This window comes from Fontivita pretiosa, from assembly GCF_050410795.1.
Taxonomy (GTDB): Bacteria; Planctomycetota; Phycisphaerae; order Tepidisphaerales; family Tepidisphaeraceae; genus Fontivita; species Fontivita pretiosa.
Window position 1 is genome coordinate 3908288 of sequence record NZ_CP191258.1, and the last position, 19943, is coordinate 3928230.

Consider the following 19943-nt stretch of genomic DNA (forward strand, 5'->3'; position numbering starts at 1 on the left):
GGGACAGTGAGGTCTCGCATCGTTTCACTGCCCGCTGCCCGCTGCCCGCAGCCCGCTACTTTTGAATGATGCAGTTCGACGCGAATCTGCGGATTTCGCGATCGGTTACGAGCATACTGAGCGGCATGTCGTGGTCAAGCACGGGCAATTCCTCGACGATCTGCTCGTCGAACGCCAGCCCGCAGGAAAGTCCGATGAAATCCCGCTGGGCCAGGAACCGGTCGTAGAAGCCCATTCCCCGCCCGATGCGGAATCCGGTTGGGGTAAAGCCCAGCCCCGGGACAATGACCAGATCAATGAGGTTCACCGGCACGGGCTTGCCGCCAATCGGCTCGCGTACGCCCAGGCGACTGGTGGTCATGTCGCTGTGCAGGCTGCTGATTTCAACCGGAAGCATGCGCTTCTGATCCCAGCTCACCTTCGGCACGACCACAGTCTTGCCCGCCTGCCAGGCGCGAAGCGCCAGCGGCGAGGTATCGACCTCATGGGCAGTGCTGAGGTAGAGCATAATAACGCCGGCGGTGGCAAACTCCGGGCTGGCGGTGATCAGGCTGCATGCCGCCAGGCTCTTGGTGTGCCGTTCGGCCTCGGTCATGGCCGCCAATCGTTCCCGCAGCCGTTTGCGAATGATTGCCTTGCTGCTGGTGGTCGTTTCCAACATATTCCTCGCTCGCCTCTGCGGCGATGTGCATGACAAAACGATCAAATCCAAGACCAGCCGCCGGTCCGGGGCCGGGCCGGCCTTGCTGCCGTCTCACGCGTTCTGCTGCGGAGGTTCACGACGCCTCTGCCGACGTTTGGCTCGGACCGCCTCCTTCGGATTTATCGGCTGGCGTCGCGGGCGACTGACGCGCCTTACGCAACTGCTGTAATCGTTTGTTCAGCTCCGCCTCCAAGCCCCGATCCGTAGGCTGATAATATATGATATCCACCCCGAGATAGTCTTGTTCGACAAATCCCCCGGCAAAGTCATGGGCATACTTATACCCCTGCCCATGCCCCAGCCGCTGGGCGCCGCTGTAATGCGTGTCACGCAAATGCTTGGGAACGGGAAGAGTCCGACCTTGGCGAACATCTTCCATGGCGGTCCAGATGGCCATTGCCGAAGCGTTGGATTTGGGCGCCAGAGCCATGTAAATCGCCGCCTGCGCAAGGGTTAGCTGCGCCTCGGGCATGCCGATCTTTTCGACGATGTCGAAGCACGCGCTGGCGACCAGCAGGGCCTGGGGGTCGGCGTTGCCGATGTCTTCCGACGCCAGAATCGCGATCCGCCGGGCAATGAACCGCGGATCCTCTCCCGCCTCCAGCATTCGTGCCAGCCAATACACCGCCGCGTCCGGGTCGCTGCCCCGCATGCTCTTGATCAGGGCGCTGGCCGCGTCGTAGTGCTCGTCGCCGATGGCGTCATAAACGATCGCCTTGCGCTGGATCGACTGCTCGGCCACGTCCAGGTCGATGCGGATTGTCGGCACCGAGGCATCGGGCGCGGTCGTTGCGCCGGCTTGCGTGCCCTGATTTCCCTGCGCCCGGGCATCTTCTTCCAATTGCGACAAGACGGCGATCTCCAGTGCCGTCAGCGCCCGCCGGGCGTCGCCGTCGCTGACCCGGGCCCAATGCGCGATCGCCTCGGGGGTGATCTGGATGTTGAGCTTGCCGAAGCCGCGCTGCGGATCTTCGATGGCCCGGCGAATCAGCAGCGCGATCTGCTGTTCGGTCAGCGGCAGGAACTGGAAGATCTGGCTGCGGCTGACCAGCGGGGCATTGACCGCGAAGAACGGATTCTCCGTGGTGGCGCCGATCAGCAGGATCAACCCGTCCTCGACATCGCCCAGCAGGATGTCCTGCTGCGCGCGGTTGAAGCGATGAATCTCGTCCAGGAACAGCACCGTCCGTTGCCCGCCGTGCGACAGCCGCTCCCTGGCCGCATCCAGAACGGCGCGCACTTCCTTCACGCCCACGGCCGCCGCGTTCATCTGCTCGAAGTGGCTTTTGGTGTGCTGGGCGATGATCTGGGCCAGGGTGGTTTTGCCTGTCCCCGGCGGGCCATAGAAGATGACGCTCATCAGCCGGTCGGCCTCGAGCATTCGCCGCAGCAGCTTGCCCGGTCCCAGGAAATGCTCCTGTCCGACGAACTCGTCGAGCGTGCGCGGTCGCATCCGCACCGCCAGTGGTGCCACGCGATCCAGGTTCCTGCGGCGAGACTCGGCGAACAGATCCATGGACGTATGATCAAGGATACCGCAAATCCCCGTCGCCGGCGCGGTCTGTCTTCTGCACGAGCTGCACGATCCGTTTGCGTTGGGCCGGGCCGCTAACGCACCTCGAAGCTATACAACCTGGCGGCGCGGAGTTGGAAGCGCAGGGAAAAATCCCCGCCCGGGGAGATGCCCAGGTTGCCGTCGCCCTTCCACGTGACCTGCTTCTGGATCTGGTCGCCGAACAGGCGATCGCAGTTGTCCAGACTGCGCGAGCTGTTGCCCTCTACCGACACCTTGATCCAGCCGTTTCGCCTGGTCTGGAAGTTCAATAGCAGGGTGTTCCCCTTGGCCGAAAGCGGGCCGGTGACGAACTCGCCTTCTTCGTCGGCGACCACCGCGGCGATGCGGTGCTTTTTCCATGCGGCCAGGCCGATCCTGCCCATGTGCCGCTCGTATCGGGGAAACTTATGCGGGTAGGTGTAGCCGACATACGGCGAGACGACTCGCCCATCGGGCAACTCGGTCAATCCAATTCCGCCGAAGACGCACCCGCCATCCCAGCTTCCGTCCGGCCCTGGCTCCAGGACCGGCCCGCCCGGCAGCCACGTCCAGTACTCGCCGTCCATGCTGGCGGCCATGCCCAGCTCCGTGCTGTCGGTGTGTCGTTTGTAGATGGTGGGGATCATGATGTGCATGGTTCGCGTGCCGGGATACCGGGAGTAGCCGCTGATGTAGTAGTCGTCTGCGGGCCGGTCGTGATGGGGCTGGGGAAACATCGCCACTTTCGGCACCGGCCAGGGCTCATCCAGGCGTGGCGTTTCGGTGCGTCCGATGGCGCGGTGATTCATGTACGCAAGACGGAAAAACGCCACATACCGTTTGAGGTATTCGTCGTAGTAGACGGTGGTCTGGGTGTCGCTCATGTGCGACATGACCGGGTTGGGACGAGGCGTCCAGTGGATTCCGTCGGCGGAGTGCGCCAGGCGGATGAACAGCTTCTTCTGCTCGCCAATCGGGGAGACGCTTTGCGGATAGGCGGCCTTGAATCTGGCGATCGCTTCGGCGTCGGCTCCGGCCATGTAGATCAGCTTCAGCCGCTCCGAACGCGGCGCCAGCGGGTCGATGAACACGGAGCTGCCGTGGAAGGAGTGTCCCGCCACCGGCTCGCCATAGACGATGTTGTTGTCTTTGCTACCTTCGTAATCGACAATGCCAACCTTGGGTTTGATCCACTTCAACCCATCGTCCGATTCGGCATAACAGAGCAGCCCGCGATCACCGAGCTTGCTGTTGCGCGGCGGGACGGTTTCATACCAGAGCCGGTACTTGCCGTCGAAGTACAACAGCGTGTGATAGCCGATGCCGTATTCCCACGGCTGGTCATTGTCCAAGACCACGCCGGTCTTCTCGGCCTTCTGCGCTTCGATCCGCACGTTCGCCGGCGCCTGGCTGGGGATACCGAGGATGCCCGGCAGGCGCGCCGCATCGCCGTCGTATCGCGGCGCGTCACTGCCGTCGGGAAAAACGTAACTGGTTCGCCCGGGAAGAAAGTAGCGGTAATCGACGAACAGATGTGGACCGGGATCGAGCGGGTAAGGCTCCTTGTCATAGCCGTAGAGGATGAAATTGTCGGCGTTGCCGGCTGGGGTGCGAGTGGTTCGCACCGCTGAAGGATCATCCCACGCGCGCCCTGCGGGTCGGGTGGTCTGACCGACCGCCATCCCCGCCGCCAACAAGCTCGCCCAAAGCGATACGTGTCTGACATGGAAAAGCATGCTTGCACTCGCCTTCAAAAACAGAGAAGCCGGCCGGCCAACACACATCACCGCAGGCCCGCGGCAACGCGACGGCTCAGCATAACTTCCGCATCGCCTCTGTCCAACTTTCGGTGCTTTGCTTGTCAGTTCACTCTCCGTTGCGGTAGTGTTTGCCGACAGTTAGATGCGTGGGAGATGTTTATGACGCGACTGATTGTCACAACTCTGACGTTCACCGGGGTGCTGGGCTGCGGCGAGTTAGCACTGGCGGCCGCCACGCCGACGCAGACTCCGCTGTTCACTGCGAGCTTCGATCAGGCCGATGCTGAGCGATTCGAAGTGCACGGCGGACTCCTGAGCAGCGGCCAGGGTCGTGGACGGCTGACGCCCAGTAGCCCGGGGCGGGCGGTCGCGCTGGCAAAGCTCCAGCAGTCCTGGAGCAGCTATCGCGTGTGCGTCCGCGCCCGATCGCCGCAGGTGCTGGAGAAGGGGCAGGCTTTTGGGCTGGTCGCGCACGCGTTGGACCCCAATCGCTATTACCTGTTCCGCCTGGTTCAGAAAAGAGGCGGCCTTTTTGCCGAGTTGCTGCTTCAAAGCGACGGGAAGATCACCCTGGCGCATGATTTTCTGGTGGGCGATCTGGTCAGCCTGTCGATCGATTCGGCCCAATGGCACGAGCTGACGTTCGATGTGGACGGGACGCACGTCGCTGCTGCGCTCGATGGCAAGCCGCTGCTCACATACAGTTTTGCCGGGCGACCCCCCGCGGACTATCCGCACCCGCCCGCGTGGGCGCGCGATCTGATCGCGGGCATGCCTGGGCTGTATTGCCAGGACACCCAGGCCGAGTTCGCTGACTTCCGCGTCATTCGCCCCGGGCCGGGCGCCTCGCTGGTTTCTCCGCTGCGTCCGCCGGTCGATTCATCGGGGATGATCCAGCCGCGGCGGACGTACGACCAGATCATCCGCGACGTGACGGCGTGGACGCTCTCCGCCAGCCGCACCGTCGAGCTTCCCGATAACCTCCCGCCTGTGGCGCAAGCGTGGGATCCGATCCTGCTGGTGTCCTACGTATTCTGCAACGACGAGGTACGAGGCGTGTCGGACATGCAGTACCCCGGCCACAACCATCCGCCCACCATCATGGGGCTGATCGACTACTACCTGTACAGTGGCGATGAGCAGGCGCTGGCCAAGGCGCGCCAGATCGCCGACTGGAACCTGCGCTACACGATCCCCGCCGGCTGGAAACTCGCCGGTCTGCCCCTGAGTCATTTCGACTATCGCAAGCTCGCCTCCGACGGTTCGTATACTCCCGACGAGAGCGGCTACGAGCCGGACAAGGCGGCCAACACCGGACTGGCGCTGGTGCAGCTTTATGCCGTCACGCAGGAGGAAAAGTACCTGACTGCGGCCCGGCAGATCGCCGAGGCGCTGCTGCGGCTTCAGTTCGAGGCGGGCAACTTTCCATTCCGGGTGAATGCGCGCAGCGGCGAAGTCGAAGTCCCCTACACGTGCAGCATTATCTGGTATGTCCAGTTCCTGGACTCGCTGATGCTGTTCAGTTCCGACGCGGCGCAGACGGATCGCTATCGCGCGGCACGCGACCGCGCATTCGACTGGCTGATCAAAGGGCCCGTGCAGGACAACAACTGGCGCGGCTTCTACGGCGACATCGCCAGCGGAGCCGATTCGCTGGACCAGTGGACCGCGCTGGACACGGCCATGTACCTGATCGATTCGCGCCAGCGCGACCCGCGATTTGTCGACTACGCCGGACGCATCCTGGCGTTTGTCCATCAGAAGCTCGTGACCCTTGATGGGTTTCACCCCGGCGTGCCGTGCCTGGTCGAACAGACGACCTATCCGGCGGTGCTGTCGCATCACGTGATTCGCCTGGCCGATACCTACGCGCGCCTCTACGGCGCCCGCCGAGACCCCGAACACGCCAGGCTCGCCCAACTCATCGCCAACTCCTCATCGTGGCTTCAAAAGGCCGACGGCAAGTTCGCCCACGGGCTGTGGTATCACGCGCAGGGCAACGCCTACATCCTGAACTTCGTGCCCATCTACATGCGCATCATGGCCGAGCTTCCGCAGACGGCGCCGGATGATCAGAACCACCTGCTGCGGTATACGACGCCGCTGAAAACCGTGCGCTATGGCCAGGACACGGTCGAGCTGAAGCCATGGGCGGCAGGGAAGGTGAGATTGAAGCTGACCAAGGCCCCGGCGGCCGTTGAGGGCGCGGGCGGGCCGATCGACGCCGACACCGAACTGCCTCAGGCGGGTACAGGCTGGAGGTGGAATGCCGCGTCCAGGACTTTGGACATCGCCCATGCTGATGACCTGGTCGTGATCCGATTCTGAAATGCAGAGTGCCGGCACGTATCGCAGGTGGTGTTGTCTGACGGGCATGCTGTTCGGCCCGGACGGCACAGGCAGGTAAGATACGTCACAGGTTTTGGAGGAGCATATCGATGGCGCAGTCCAACAATGGCAGTGATCCGCGGGATCTGAGCAACCGGGTGGCGGTGGTGACCGGAGCGGCCAAGGGGATGGGGCTGGCGATCAGCCAGCGTATGCATGCGTATGGCGCGACGATCGTCGGGCTGGATGTGGATCCGGGCTCGGCGCCGCCGGGCGAGCCTGCGTTCGCCGAGCCAGCCGGCGCCATGCTTCGCTGCGATGTTTCGCAGGAAGCCCAGGTTCGCCAGGCGATGGAGCAGGCCGAGCGGCGCTTCGGCGGCATTGACATCCTGGTCAACAACGCGGGCATCCAGCGCTACAGCACGGTGACCGAGACCAGCGTCGAGGAGTGGGACCTGGTCATGAACGTGAACCTCAAAAGCGCGTTTCTGTGCGCCAAGCACGCGATCCCGGCGATGCTGCGACGAGGCAAGGGCGTGATCATCAACATCGCCTCGGTGCAGGCGTTTCTCAGCCAGCCGAAGGTCGCACCGTACACCACCGCCAAGACCGCCATGCTCGGGCTGACCCGCAGCATCGCGGTGGACTATTCACCACAGATTCGCTGTGTGGCGGTGTGTCCGGGGGCGATCGACACGCCGATGCTGCGGGAGGCCATCGCCTCCTCGCCCAATCCCGAGCAGGTGTGGAAGGCGGTGGCGGCGATGCACCCGCTGGGACGTGTAGGCCGGCCCGAAGAAGTCGCCGAGTTGTGCGCTCATCTTGCCAGCGATGCGGCGGCGTTCACGACGGGACAGGCGTTCCGCATCGATGGCGGGCTGGGGATCACCATCCCCGCGGCGATGCGGTAACGCGTAGTTGGCCGCACAAACGCTGACCTGCCTGGTCGTCGCTGCGACCGTTTGCGATCAATCACCGCAGGATCGTTGCGGCTCAGTGTTTCTTTTTCACGTGGGTTTCGGTGGGGTAGAACTCGCCGGCGAATTCCTTGTGTTCCTTGGGTTTCTCAGGCACGGTTGGCTGCTCCAGAGGCGCGGCGGCCAGCGGGCGAATCGTCGGCGACGGTGCGGCGGTGGGCTTGCCCTGTTCCGCCGCTGGCGCCGCGGCATCGGTTGAATCTTGTTGCCGCGCGCGCAGACTCCGCTCCAGTTCCGCTTCGAGCTGGCGAATTTTCTCGATCTCCTCGTCGCTCAAACCCCGTCGAGCTGCGGGCGTGGAAACTGACTCCGCTTTACTCCGTCCAAAGCGGGATAAATCGTACTCCGGCTCTGCTCGGCGCTTCTCCCCGCCGCGCCTTTGCGTCGGCTCGACCCCGGTCAGCAGCGGGATCAGCAGCGGCCAGGCGCCTCCCAGCAGAGCCAGGCCCACGGCGGCGAACAGAACCGAGCGAACCGGCTCGCGATCCCACCAGCGCGTGCTGAAGTCCGCCACGGGGGTCTTGGCCTTCATCGTTCTAAGGTAATCAACGACAGTGAATTTGGGGTCGGGCTTGGCGGGGCGGTCGAGCGTCGGCACATAGGGGGTAGGGGCGTGAACGCGCACGGGGATGTATCGGTCCTCAGTGCGATCGCGGGTCTTGTCCGTCAGCAACTGCTCGGCGGTGATCCAGAACGAGCCATCGGGCATGGGATGAACCTCGATGTCTCGCAGCAGGGGCTTGCCATCAATGGTGCCTCGAGCCAGCAATCGCTCGAACTCGATGGTGTCCAAAGTCATGCGTCCATCCAGGGCGGCCTCGGACCCCTGAAGCCCTCGCCAGAACGAGACGATCAGCCCAAGACCCAATCCCAGGATCGCCCAATGCCAGCGCTTGAAAGCTTCGATTCGCATCGCAACGTTCCTCGCGTAGGTTGGTACGATTCTATACAAGCGAGCGGTAAAATAGTTGCTTTATCGCAAAAAAGTCCATTTGTTAGATATTTGTACATGTGAGCGAAGGAGGCATGTTCATGCGGACCAGCTCAACGCGCGACGCGCGCCAGCCGCTGCCGATGCCCGCCCGACGCCCCGGTACCGGCTTTACCCTGGTCGAGCTGCTCGTGGTCATCGGCATTATCGCGGTGCTGATTGCCCTGCTCATGCCCGCCCTGACCAAGGCACGAAAGCAGGCACAGATGGTGCAGTGCCAGTCGAACATGAGGCAGATCGGTCAGGCGCTGGCGATGTATTCGTTGAAGTGGAAGGGCTGGGTCTTCCCGCCCGGACTGGGCGCACGCATCAGCCCCACCGAATTAAGCCCGCGTGATCAGCGCTGGCCGGTGGTCGTGTTCAACCCTCCGGTCTGGAATCCGCCGGTGTTGATCTGCCCAAGCGATCCACAGCCTCGTGAGGAGCACTCCTACATCTTCAACGACATCGTGGTCGAGCGGTCGATCCGCACTCACACCAAGGATCTGGCCGGCTTATCCGCATCCGAGTTCATCATCATGGGGGAGAAGAAGTCGGAGTACGACGACTACTACGCCGGGATCGGACCGTACCACGCCAATGATCCGGTTCCACCGGTGAATCTGCTGGAGTGGTACCGGCATGGCCCGAGCGTGGGATCGAACTATCTGTACCTGGACTGGCACGTGGAAGTGAAGATGCCGCGCCAGGCCTGGCGGGGATGGGATCCCTGGGGATACCGCGCCGCGATGACGGGCGGGTGAAGCGGCGGCATCGCGGCGGCGGCGTGCGCGGCCGCCGTGCCCGCGATGCGTCGTCGTGCCTGTGGCCCCCGGCGCGTTGATGCGACCTCAGGGGATCACGATCGTCTGTCCGACCTTCAGCGTCTCGGGACGCAGCCCGGGATTGGCGCTGGCGATCCGCGTCCACTGCTTGCCGTCGCCCCAGCGCTTCTGGGCCAGACTGTACAGCGTGTCGCCCTTGCGGATCGTGTACGTGCCGGGGGCAATGGAACCGGCGGCGGCCGGGATGGCGGCGGGGGGCTGGCTCGTCATCGTGTCGGTCACGACCGGCTGCGGCGCCGGCGGCTGATACGCCTGCGCCGGCGCTGGCGGAACGTTCACGTCCACCACCGATTCGCTGCGCGGAATCGCACTGGTCTTCTTGTTCTTGTCGCATCCGAAACCACCAACGATCCCCATCAAACCCAACGCGAGCACACAAACAGCCTTTTTCACGGCCAGACTCCTTCGATGTGGGAGAATAAACCCGGCGACCGCGCCGTTGCGGACCGCACCTGGGCAGTTATCGGACGCTCAGGCCCGCGAACTTGAGAAAACACGGCTCAAGACCATCATGGGCCACGACAACGGCAGTTAATCGGCCAACGGTACGCCTCCATGTTTCTGGTCCTTCTCATGCTTCTGTCGCTGCTGGCGTTGCTGCTGCTGGCGGCGGTGCTGCTGGCGCTGGCGCTGCTCCGCCCGCCACGAATGACCGACGCCAAGGCGCTTCACGTGCTCCAGCGGTTGTCGCCCGCGGACCTGGGTATGCACTACCAGACCGTGCCGTTCAGCATCCGCGACCGCTCCACCGGAAAACCGATGCGGATCATGTCGTGGTGGATTCCCCATCCGGCCGGGGGCGACAAGACCGTTGTACTCATCCACGGCTATGCCGACGCCAAAGTAGGCGCCATCGCTTGGGCGCCGACCTGGCAGCAGCTCGGCTACCACCTCCTCGCGATCGATCTTCGAGCACACGGGCAAAGTGACGGCCGGTATACAACGGCCGGGTACTTCGAGCGTCACGATCTGGATCAAGTGCTGGATCAGCTTCGGGCGATGTGCCCGCAGCAGACCAGCGGGCAGCTTGTGCTGTTCGGCGCCAGCCTCGGCGCCGCCGTGGCGCTGGCGACGGCGGCCATGCGCAACGACATCGCGGCGCTGGTGCTCGAGTGTCCGTTTGCCTCGTATCGCAACACGCTCAAGGCCCACCTGCGGGCATTCGACTTCCCCGTGCCCTGGGTGCTGCCGCTGGCGATCCGCATCGGCCAGTGGATCAGCGGCGCCAAGCTCGAGGCGATCGATCCGCTGAGACTGCTGGCGGAGGTTCCGTGCCCCGTTCTGGTGATTCAGTCCCGGCAGGATCAGTTCGTCAGCGAGGCGGACATCCGCGCCATCGAGATGACCATCCACAATCGCCCGTCAGCGCTTGGGCCTGGAGTCTTCTGGCTCACCGAATCGCCACATCTGCTGAGTCTGCACGCCGACCCGATGCAATATCACCTGCGAATTGCCGGCTTCCTGACCGCGTGTCAGGAGCACCGCATCGCCGTCACGCAGCCATTGTTCTGAGAACTCGATGTCCCGCCGGCGCGCGCAAAACCGCTTCGGTTCCAGGCGCGCGGAATTTGCCTCACCTCGGATTGTCACGGCAATCCGTGCGGCATATCCTCAACCATTTCATGCTTTCGGGCACGGGTTGGGGCGGTGCACGCACAGCACAGGAGACGTCGAGATGTCGTTGTTGGAAAGGGCCGCGCGGGAGTTTGATCCGCCGCTTCTGGCGCGCGGACGACAGTACTTCGAAGCGGGGGCGGTGCGGATCATCAAGGCGACGCAGCGGGACCTGCACGCCCGGGTGCAAGGCAGCGAACTTTATGATGTGAAGCTGAGCTGGAACGCGGCGGGCGAGTTGACCGACGCGCAGTGCACCTGCGCGTATGCCGCTGGCCAGGGGATCTGCAAGCATATGTGGGCGGCGCTGCTGGAGGCAGACGATCAGCAGCGGCTGCCGCGACTGTCCGGTGATGACGATGGGGACGGGCAGGATGGTGCCGATGATGGCCCGGGCGGATCGGCTTTGAACCGTTCGGCGGCGCTGCCGCAGGCTCGCCGCGGCGCTTTAGCCATTCACCTGAGCGTCGATGGACACAAGCCTTCTCCGTGGAAGCGGCAACTGGCCGCGATCCGCCAGGCGATGCGATATGCCACGCCCGCGCCCCCGCCGCCCCGATTCTGGTCGCCGACGCGCCGGCTGGTGTATCTGATCAACATTGCGCGAACAACACTGAGCTGGCACGAGCAGTTGACGGTGATGTTGGGCACGCAGGTGCAGGATAGGCATGGCCGCTGGTCTGGGCCGAAGTGCACGAGACTCCGTTATGACCAGGCCGCCACCCTGCCCGATCCTCAGGATCAGCAGATTGTGCAGATGTTGCTCGGGACGCCGGGCGACTACGACGACTACGATGCGCCGATGGATTCGGGGTTTGCCATCGACCCGCTGCGGTACGAGCTGCTGCTTCGCCCGATTGTGCAGAGCGGGCGATGTTTCGTGGCGCTTGGCCTGGAGGATACAGACATCGACCCCACGCCGCTGCGGTGGGACGACGGCCCGCCCTGGCAGTTCTGGATCGAGCTGAACCGCGACGAATCGGGCGAGCGCTACCGGATGCAGGCAAGCCTGCGGCGGGAGGATGGATCGCGCATGAGCGGGCAGGAGCCGCTGCTGGTGCTGGCCTCGGGGCTGATGATTGCGCGCGGCGCGGTGGCGCGGCTGGAGCACTTCGGCGCATTTGCGATGCTTCAGTACCTGAGGGAACACGAGCGTGGCGTGTCGCTGTCGGTGCAGCAGGGTCAGGAGATGCTCGAGGAGCTGCTGTCGATCTCGCCACTGCCGCGGTTGGACTTTCCGGCGGAGCTGAGGGTCGAGCAGGTGACGGCGCCGATGCGTCCGCGGCTGAAGATCGCCCAGCCGAAACGGCGCAGCTATGACGACGGAAAGCTGTTGGGAACGCTGTCGTTCGACTACGGCGGGCGGATCGTGGAGGAGGGCGGGGAATGGAATCTGTACGATCCGGCGACGCGGACGGTGGTAGTTCGCGACCCGGCCGCCGAAGCCGCCGCCGCCGCGCGGCTTGATGAACTCGGCTTCAGGCATCGCTTCGACTACTCAAGCTGGAACCGATCCGGCTTGCGGCGACGGCTGGCGCCATCGAGGCTCAACCGCGTGGTGCTCACGCTCGTGGCCGAGGGCTGGCTCGTCGAGGCCGAGGGCAAGCTCTACCGCCAGCCCGGCGAGTTCAAAATCAATGTCTCCAGCGGGATCGACTGGTTCGAGCTGAGCGGCGAGATGGATTTTGGCGACGGGGTGAGGGCGTCGCTGCCGAAGCTGCTGGCGGCGCTGCGGAAGGGAGAGAAGACGGTCCAGCTCGACGATGGCACGGTCGGTATCCTGCCGGAGCAATGGCTGTCGCAATACGGGCTTCTGGCGCGCGTGGCGCAGGCCAAAACCGGCGATGATGATCAGCCGAAGATCACGTTCGATCGCCGGCAGGTTGGCCTGCTCGATGCGCTGCTTTCGACGATGCCGCAGGCGACGTTCGACGCCTCCTTCGAGCAGGCGCGCAACGAGCTTCGCCGATTCGAGGGCATCACGCCGATGGATCCGCCCGGTGGTTTTCAGGGGCAGCTTCGCCCTTACCAGCGCGACGGCCTGGGGTGGCTGGTGTTTCTCAATCGTTTCGGCTTCGGCGGATGCCTGGCGGACGACATGGGGCTGGGCAAGACCGTGCAGGTGCTGGCGCTGCTGGAAATGCGGAGGCAGAGCAATGTCGGCAAGCCGTCGCTGGTCGTCGTGCCGCGATCGCTGGTGTTCAACTGGATCGAGGAGGCCCGCCGCTTCACCCCGCAGCTTCGCGTGCTCAACCACACCGGCGTGTTGCGATCCAAAACGTCGGAGCATTTCAGCGACTACGACGTAATCCTCACCACCTACGGCACGCTGCGCCTCGACGCGGCGTTCCTCAAGGACTTCCACTTCGATTATGCCATTCTCGACGAAGCGCAGGCGATCAAGAACGCCTCCAGCGAAAGCGCCAAGGCAGCCAGGCTCCTCCGTGCCGACCATCGCCTGGCCCTCAGCGGCACACCGGTTCAGAACCATCTCGGCGAGCTGTGGAGCCTGTTCGAGTTTCTCAATCCGGGGATGCTGGGCACGGCCAGCGTGTTCAGGTCAGCGGGCAACGGCTCGGTGCCGCTCGACCGCGACGGTCGCGAGCTGCTGGCCCGCGCCCTGCGGCCTTTTATCCTGCGACGGACCAAGGACCAGGTCGCCACGGATCTGCCCGAGAAGACCGAGCAGACGATTTGGTGCGACCTGGAGCCTGAACAGCGCAAGCTCTACGACGAGCTGCGCGATCACTACCGCGCATCGCTGCTGGAGCGCATCGCCGCCGAAGGGCTCAATCGCGCCAAGATCCAGGTGCTGGAAGCGCTGCTTCGCCTGCGTCAGGCGGCGTGCCATCCGGGGTTGATCGACAAGTCGCGCGCCGAGCATGGCAGCGCCAAGCTTGATGCGCTGCTTCCACAGATCGCCGAGGTCATCGAGGAGGGGCACAAAGCCCTGGTCTTCTCGCAGTTCACCAGCATGCTGGCGATCGTGCGAAAACACCTGGACAGGCAGAAGCTCGCCTACGAATACCTCGACGGCAAGACGCGCGACCGCCAGGCCAGGGTCGAGCGCTTTCAGAACGACCCGGAGTGCAAGCTGTTCCTCATCAGCCTCAAGGCGGGCGGACTGGGCCTGAACCTCACGGCGGCGGAGTATGTGTTCCTGCTGGACCCGTGGTGGAATCCGGCGATCGAATCGCAGGCGATTGACCGGGCTCATCGCATCGGGCAGACGCGGCATGTGTTTGCCTATCGGCTGATCGCGCGCGACACGGTCGAGCAGAAGGTGCTGGAGCTTCAGCAGCGCAAGAAGGACCTTGCCGACATGATCATCAACGCCGACAACAGCCTGATCAGCAAGCTGGGGCGGGAGGATCTGGAGCTGCTGTTGTCGTGAGGATTCGGATTCAGGACTGCTGGGATCAGCTCACGCTGATTTCATGTTGATTGTATTCACACCGATTGCCCCGCCACGTGCCGCCGCTCGTGGGCCAGCAGCCACTGCTTGCGCGCCAGTCCGCCGCCGTAGCCGCCCAGCGAGCCGTCGGCGGCGATGACGCGGTGGCAGGGGATGAGGATGGCGATCGGGTTGGCGCCATTGGCGCGGCCGACGGCGCGTACGGCGGCGGGCGCGCCGATCGCCGCCGCCTCATCGCGATAACTTCTCGTCTGCGCGTAGGGGATCGTGCGCAGGTAGTTCCAGGCGCGCTGCTGGAAGCTGGTTCCGCGCGGACACAGCGGCACGGAGAACTGGCGGCGGCCCATCATGAAGTACTCTCCAAGTTCGCTCTCCAGCGTTCGCAGGTGCGGATGTTCGCCGGGAATCACCGTCGCAAGCGGGCTGTTCGGCCCGGCAAACGCGCGGCGGACTCGAAGCATCGAACGCTCCATCGCGGCGCTGCCGTCGGCGAACTCGAGCATCGCCAGCCCATCGTCATGGGCGACGGCGAGCATCGTGCCCAGCGGCGTGTCGATCCACGTCGCGGTGAGCACGAGCAGCGAATCGCTGCGGCTTACCGGTGCATCGAAGAGCCGTGCGAATGCGGCGCGGAAGCCGCTGGATGATTCGAAACCCGCGCTAATCTGCGCCTCGATCGCCCCCGCCCCGTTGCGAAGTCCGGGCAGCGCCTCGCCAAGCCGCCTGGCGCGCTGGTATGCACTGAAGGTCATGCCGTATCTCCGTAGAAACTGTCGTCGAGCCGTCGCGGGATTGATGCCCAGGCTGAGCAGGTCTCGGTCACGAATCGGTCGGCCATCACTGGAGTCGATCAGCTCGGTCAATCTCCTGGCCAGCGATGTGGCCGTCGCTGGATCGAGTGGCCGACATCGCTTGCATGGACGGTATCCCGCGCGGATGGCCTGCTCGGCGGAGCTGAAGAACTCCAGGTTCTGGCGGCGCGCTGGCCTGGCGCGGCAGACCGGGCGGCAGAACACGCCGGTCGTCTTCACGCCCACGAAAAACGTGCCGTCGTAGCTGGCGTCCTTGCGCCGAAACGCGCGGAGCATCGTCTGCACGGGCACAACTGGCTGGCTCATCATCGTCGCCATGGACAGAAGCCTAACGCATTCGCGATCGCAGCGTCGCCGAAATCCGCACACTGAATTCAAAATCCTACCACAAGGTCAACTGCGTGTGCCGCACGTGCGTGGCGGCGGTGTCGGGGCGGCGGAAGTGCTCGCCACAGAGCTGCGGTACGTCGCGATCCAGCCCGGCGCGTCGTCTGGCGATTTGGAACATCGCGCGGAACTGCTCGGCGAAGGCGCCGCTGCCGCGCATGCGCGAGTGGAACTCCGAGTCGTTCAACTTGCCTGCTCGAATCGAGCGAATGCGGTTGAGGATCTTGCGCTTGCGATCCGGATAATGACGGTCGAGCCAGGTCTGGAAGATGGTGGCCACCGCGCCTGGCAGGCGAAGGGGCACATAACCGCAGGTCCGCGCCCCCGCCCGCGCCGCCGCCGACAGGATCGCCGGCAGCTCGTGATCCGTCAGTCCCGGGATCAGCGGCGCGACCATCACGCCAACGGGTATCCCGGCCCCGGACAGCTCGGCAATGGTCTGGAGTCGGCGGCTCGGGGCCGCGGCGCGCGGCTCCATGGCGGCACTGAGCGCCGCATCCAGCGTGGTGACCGACACGAACACGATCGCGGCCTGGTATCGCGACAGCTCCGACAGCAGATCGAGATCGCGTGTGACCAGATGGCTCTTGGTGACGATACCGACGGGGTTGCGGAATTCGGCGCAGACCTCCAGGCAGCCCCGGGTGATCCGAAGCCGCCGCTCGATGGGCTGGTAACAGTCGGTTACCCCTGCGAACGCAATCGCCTGCCCCAGCCACTTGGGGCTGCTCAGCTCCTTTCGCAGAAGCTGCGGCGCGTCGAGCTTGACGAAGATTTTGGTCTCGAAATCCAGCCCGGCGCCCAGTGACAGGTATTCATGCGTTGGCCGGGCGTAGCAGTAGACGCATCCGTGCTCACACCCGCGGTAGGGGTTGATCGAATACTCAAAGCCTACGTCCGGGCTGTCGTTGTGACAGATGATGGATCGCGACGTATCGCGAAAGTACTGGGTGGGCGGCAAGGTGGGGTCGGCTGACTCGGTTTGCAGCCAGTCCGGATCCGGTTCAAGGACGATCGGGTCGAACCGGTTGGGCGGGTTATCAACGGCTGCGCGGCCGTGGATGGTGAGCGGGATTCTGGGCATTGCAGTCAAACTCGACATCGCCACAGTGGGGTGCGGCGACGGATATTGTATTGGCATGGGCGGGGCGCTGGCGGGCGATTCGTAAAGATTGGTTTGCCATTTGCTAAACGGGGCGGGTGCACGGCCTGCAATCCACTGCGTGGCCGGCCCGTTGCCGGAGGTCTTATCAGACTCCGGATCAATCCGGAATTTTCGCCTCATTTGACACCCTCAAGCCCCATCAGTATCGTTTTTCGCTCAATACAGACCCTTTGGAGGTTCTTATGCCTTTGCAGGAATACGAGACGCTGAAGCGGCTGGTGGAAGAGGCGGCGGAAGATGTGCAGAAGGCGGCAGGGGGCAACAAGGCCGCCGGAACCCGAGTCCGCAAGAAGATGCAGGAAATCAAGGCGGCCGCTCAGGAAGTGCGCAAGAAGATTCTCGAGGGGCGCGAGGCCGAGCCCGAAGCGCCGCAGCAGACATCGTAGGCTGCTGCGCCCGAGAGTGCGGCTCCGGGCGCAAGGCCCTGTAACCGCTTTGACTGTTTCGGATTGCATCGGCCAACCATGCCGCCACAACTGCTCTTTGACCTTTCGGGCATCGATCTGAATGAGGTCGCCTACGACCAGGAGGCTATACGCCAGTGCAACCCCCAGCGCGGGGACATGGAGCAACTCAACGGAATTATCTTCGCCGATCCTTCCAAGGGGCGGATTGTCGGGTTTAAGGATGTCAGGCCCGATGAGTTCTGGGTTCCCGGGCACATTCCCGGCCGGCCGCTGCTGCCCGGCGTGCTGATGATCGAAGCCGGGGCGCAACTGGCCAGCTTCTACACCCGCAAGTTCGTCGGTTGGAAGGGATTCATCGGCTTTGGCGGCCTGGAAAACTGCAAGTTCCGCCAGCAAGTTCCACCCGGGGTTCGTATGTACCTGCTCGGCCAGAAGATTTGGGAACGCCACCACCTGATCTGCTGCAATGTTCAAGGGCTGGTCAACGGCAACCTCGCGTTTGAGGCATCGATCATCGGCACCGAGTTGTGATAGCGCCGCCGGGTGGTGCCTCCCACGAGAGGGCGACCCGGCTGCCACGATCCACAGTCATCCGCCAGGCGCCGGGATCGCCAATTGACCGGCGGAAATCTAAAATCTGTGGCGATGTCTTTCTCGCTGCTTGAGCCACTGCGGCAGATTCCCATCGCCTGCATCGATGTGGAGACCACCGGTGCCAGTGCCGAGTTCGGTGACCGCGTCATCGAGGTGGCCGTGGGACGCATCGAAGGCGGGAAGCTGGTGCGTCGATATCAGAGGCTGATCGATCCGCAGCGCCGCATCAGCCCCGGGGTCACGGCGCTGACCGGCATCACGCAGAAGATGGTCGCCGGCCAGCCGACCTTTGCCGATCAACTCCCCGATCTGTTGAAGGTTCTCAAAGGGGCGGTGATCCTCGGGCACAATGTGCGTTTTGACCTGTCGTTCCTGCATCGTGAGTTTCGCGCCGCCCAACTGGAGCTGACTCGGGAGCTTGGCGATGTACAGGTTCTGGACACGGTGCGTATAGCCCGGCGACGGTTCGGGCGCGGAGGCAACGGGCTGCAAACGTTGTGTCGCAGGCTTGGGTATCAGCCCGAGACGGCGCACCGCGCGCTGGCGGACGTGATCACCACATGCAGTGTCTTCGAGCGCCTGATCGAACCAGTGGGCGGTTGGCGGATCAGCCTCTGCGACGCCATCGCCCAGCAGGGCGGACCCATGGGGCTGCTCCCCGCCAGCCCGCGGCAAAGCCTGCTGCCACTGGAACTGGAAGAGGCGCTGGAACATCGCAGCCCGATGATGCTGGAGTACTTGGATGCGCACGACAACCGCACACGGCGGATCATTCAGCCGATACAGGTTCGCCGATTTCACGGGGAGCTGATTCTGGTCGCCCACTGCCAGCTTCGCAACGACCGGCGGCATTTCAAGCTTTCGCGAATTGTTCAGTTGACGCGAGTGAGTGATGCAGCGGTTGGCGGCTCGTCCGGCATATGACTGACCGGCTGATGAGGCAGCGTCCGGATGAGGCCGCAAAAGGATATGACGAGAGCAGAGAGTTCCCGATTTTGGGAATTTCCAAACCTTTATGCGCTGCCGGCCGGGGGCGGGTGTCGGACAAGTCAGGATGTCATGGGCGACAAAATGGCGTGTTGTGGTGCTTGGCCTCGGGTAGCATCGCGCCTACAGTTGCCTCGTAAGGAGGACTATCCCGGTGTCATCTGAGCCTCGTCCAGCGGCTTTGCGTCCCCAGTCTTCAGCTATGCGATCCGCACCCCTGCCCGAATCCGATCTGGTGCTGAATTATCTGACAACCCAGCAGCATCTTCAGCCGCATCAGCCGGTGGGGCAGGTGCTGGAGCAGACCGTACAGGCACTGGGCTGCTGCCCGCAGGCCGTCGAGCGCGCCCGCCAGTGGCTGGCAGTGGATGGCGCGCGTGCCATCGGGCGACTTCGCCGCAGCGAGCTGGTGCAACTTGCCCGGGTCGTGCATCGGTTCTGGATGCACAATCTTGGCAATTCCGAGTCTTCCAACCAACCCTCCCCCAGTCCTGCTCCGCTTCCGCCGGTCGCACACTGAAGCCACATCGCTGGATGGCATAGATTGTGCTGTTGGAAAGGGCGTCTGGCCGATAGAAGCAAACGGCCACGGAGATTGCCATGACGCCCGCACTACCCCTGTGCTGCAATCCTGAAGCATTCCGGCTGCTGGCGCGACAGGTGCCCACGATCGACTCGCCGGACGCGCTGCTTCAAGGCGCCGTGGCGATCGCGATGCACCAGATGCCGAATGTGGATCCGGCTAAAGTGGATGCCACGCTTCAGGGCTACGCCGACGCCATTCGCCGCCGGGTTCGCGGCTCCCAGCCCCAGGCGCTGCTGGCGCATCTGCATGCCTACCTGTTCGATGAGCTTGGCTTCGTCGGCAACACCGAGAACTACTACAACACCGCCAACAGTTACCTGCCGGCCGTGCTCAAGAGCAAACGCGGCCTGCCCATTACGCTCAGCCTGATCTACAAGATCGTCGGCGAACGGCTGGGGCTTCGTGTGCATGGCCTGGGCTTGCCTGGCCACTTCATGGCTCTGGTCGAACTCAGCCCACGGGAATCGATGATCGTGGACTGCTTTGCGGGCGGGCGGATCGTCACGCCCGAGCAGGCGCAAGCGGCCGTGCAGGAACGCTTCGGGCCGGAACTGGAATGGTCCGACGAGTTCTTTGCCCCGGTGTGCAATCTGCACTGGCTGACCCGAATGCTTCAGAATCTGCTGCACATCTTTGGCGGCAACGGGCACTACAGCGACGTGGCGGCCATGCTCGAAATGGAAATGCTCCTCTGGCCACAGCAGACGCACCTGCAACGCGATCTGGCGCTGGTGCTGGCACGCATCGGCCTGTCGCAGCCCGCGTCCATGTGGCTGGACAAGTACCTGCGGGACAATCCCGACGACCCGCAGAAGTCAGACCTCCTTCAGTTGCTGGAAGTGCTCACGACGTAGGCGGC

17 protein-coding genes are annotated in these 19943 nt (G+C 63.9%); 10 read left to right on the forward strand and 7 right to left on the reverse strand.

Annotated features, from left to right (window positions below):
• Nucleotides 1-55: 55 nt before the first annotated feature.
• From ACQS5P_RS15765 to ACQS5P_RS15775, 3 genes are all read right to left on the reverse strand, one after another.
• Nucleotides 56-661 carry a 5-formyltetrahydrofolate cyclo-ligase gene (locus tag ACQS5P_RS15765; RefSeq protein ID WP_428937574.1) on the reverse strand — a complete coding sequence of 202 codons (606 nt, stop codon included), beginning with the start codon at nt 659-661 and terminating at the stop codon, nt 56-58.
• A gap of 115 nt (nt 662-776) precedes the next feature.
• Entirely contained in the window at nt 777-2219 is a 1443-nt protein-coding gene (locus ACQS5P_RS15770; protein ID WP_428937575.1) for a replication-associated recombination protein A, read from the reverse strand.
• Nucleotides 2220-2311: 92 nt separating this feature from the next.
• Nucleotides 2312-3862: a hypothetical protein gene (locus tag ACQS5P_RS15775; protein ID WP_428937576.1), complete on the reverse strand. Its 1551-nt coding sequence runs from the start codon at nt 3860-3862 to the stop codon at nt 2312-2314.
• Between the two features lie 294 nt (nt 3863-4156).
• Here ACQS5P_RS15775 and ACQS5P_RS15780 point away from each other — a divergent pair, with 294 nt between their 5' ends.
• The gene (locus ACQS5P_RS15780) at nt 4157-6325 is read left to right on the forward strand and encodes a hypothetical protein (protein WP_428937577.1); all 2169 of its coding nucleotides are present in this window, start codon (nt 4157-4159) and stop codon (nt 6323-6325) included.
• Between the two features lie 110 nt (nt 6326-6435).
• The gene (locus ACQS5P_RS15785) at nt 6436-7236 is read left to right on the forward strand and encodes an SDR family NAD(P)-dependent oxidoreductase (protein ID WP_428937578.1); all 801 of its coding nucleotides are present in this window, start codon (nt 6436-6438) and stop codon (nt 7234-7236) included.
• An 82-nt stretch (nt 7237-7318) separates the two neighbouring features.
• Here ACQS5P_RS15785 and ACQS5P_RS15790 read toward each other — a convergent pair whose 3' ends face one another.
• The gene (locus ACQS5P_RS15790; RefSeq protein ID WP_428937579.1) at nt 7319-8215 is read right to left on the reverse strand and encodes a hypothetical protein; all 897 of its coding nucleotides are present in this window, start codon (nt 8213-8215) and stop codon (nt 7319-7321) included.
• Nucleotides 8216-8334: 119 nt separating this feature from the next.
• Between ACQS5P_RS15790 and ACQS5P_RS15795 the strand changes: the two genes are divergently transcribed.
• Nucleotides 8335-9036, forward strand: coding sequence for a type II secretion system protein (locus tag ACQS5P_RS15795; protein WP_428937580.1), 702 nt, complete (start codon nt 8335-8337; stop codon nt 9034-9036).
• A gap of 87 nt (nt 9037-9123) precedes the next feature.
• Here the strand turns inward: ACQS5P_RS15795 and ACQS5P_RS15800 are convergent, their stop codons facing one another.
• Nucleotides 9124-9510, reverse strand: a complete 387-nt coding sequence (locus ACQS5P_RS15800) for a LysM peptidoglycan-binding domain-containing protein (RefSeq protein ID WP_428937581.1) — start codon at nt 9508-9510, stop codon at nt 9124-9126.
• A gap of 162 nt (nt 9511-9672) precedes the next feature.
• Between ACQS5P_RS15800 and ACQS5P_RS15805 the strand changes: the two genes are divergently transcribed.
• Nucleotides 9673-10629 carry an alpha/beta hydrolase gene (locus tag ACQS5P_RS15805; protein WP_428937582.1) on the forward strand — a complete coding sequence of 319 codons (957 nt, stop codon included), beginning with the start codon at nt 9673-9675 and terminating at the stop codon, nt 10627-10629.
• Nucleotides 10630-10792: 163 nt separating this feature from the next.
• Nucleotides 10793-14125 carry an SNF2-related protein gene (locus ACQS5P_RS15810; protein WP_428937583.1) on the forward strand — a complete coding sequence of 1111 codons (3333 nt, stop codon included), beginning with the start codon at nt 10793-10795 and terminating at the stop codon, nt 14123-14125.
• Between the two features lie 56 nt (nt 14126-14181).
• Here the strand turns inward: ACQS5P_RS15810 and ACQS5P_RS15815 are convergent, their stop codons facing one another.
• Both ACQS5P_RS15815 and ACQS5P_RS15820 read right to left on the reverse strand, forming a co-directional pair.
• Entirely contained in the window at nt 14182-15276 is a 1095-nt protein-coding gene (locus tag ACQS5P_RS15815) for a bifunctional transcriptional activator/DNA repair enzyme AdaA (RefSeq protein ID WP_428937584.1), read from the reverse strand.
• Nucleotides 15277-15340: 64 nt separating this feature from the next.
• Nucleotides 15341-16429 (reverse strand): PA0069 family radical SAM protein, encoded by a 1089-nt coding sequence (locus tag ACQS5P_RS15820; RefSeq protein ID WP_428937585.1) that lies wholly within the window; start codon nt 16427-16429, stop codon nt 15341-15343.
• Nucleotides 16430-16692: 263 nt separating this feature from the next.
• Between ACQS5P_RS15820 and ACQS5P_RS15825 the strand changes: the two genes are divergently transcribed.
• The 5 genes from ACQS5P_RS15825 (at nt 16693) to ACQS5P_RS15845 (ending at nt 19938) form a co-directional block, all read left to right on the forward strand.
• The gene (locus tag ACQS5P_RS15825) at nt 16693-16896 is read left to right on the forward strand and encodes a histone H1 (RefSeq protein WP_428937586.1); all 204 of its coding nucleotides are present in this window, start codon (nt 16693-16695) and stop codon (nt 16894-16896) included.
• A 78-nt stretch (nt 16897-16974) separates the two neighbouring features.
• Complete coding sequence (locus ACQS5P_RS15830) at nt 16975-17448, forward strand: 3-hydroxyacyl-ACP dehydratase FabZ family protein (protein ID WP_428937587.1); 474 nt, start codon at nt 16975-16977, stop codon at nt 17446-17448.
• Nucleotides 17449-17562: 114 nt separating this feature from the next.
• A complete protein-coding gene (locus ACQS5P_RS15835; protein WP_428937588.1) occupies nt 17563-18435 on the forward strand; it encodes an exonuclease domain-containing protein in 873 nt (290 codons plus the stop codon).
• A 265-nt stretch (nt 18436-18700) separates the two neighbouring features.
• Entirely contained in the window at nt 18701-19018 is a 318-nt protein-coding gene (locus tag ACQS5P_RS15840; protein ID WP_428937589.1) for a hypothetical protein, read from the forward strand.
• Between the two features lie 80 nt (nt 19019-19098).
• Nucleotides 19099-19938 carry a SirB1 family protein gene (locus ACQS5P_RS15845; protein WP_428937590.1) on the forward strand — a complete coding sequence of 280 codons (840 nt, stop codon included), beginning with the start codon at nt 19099-19101 and terminating at the stop codon, nt 19936-19938.
• The last annotated feature ends 5 nt before the right edge of the window (nt 19939-19943 follow it).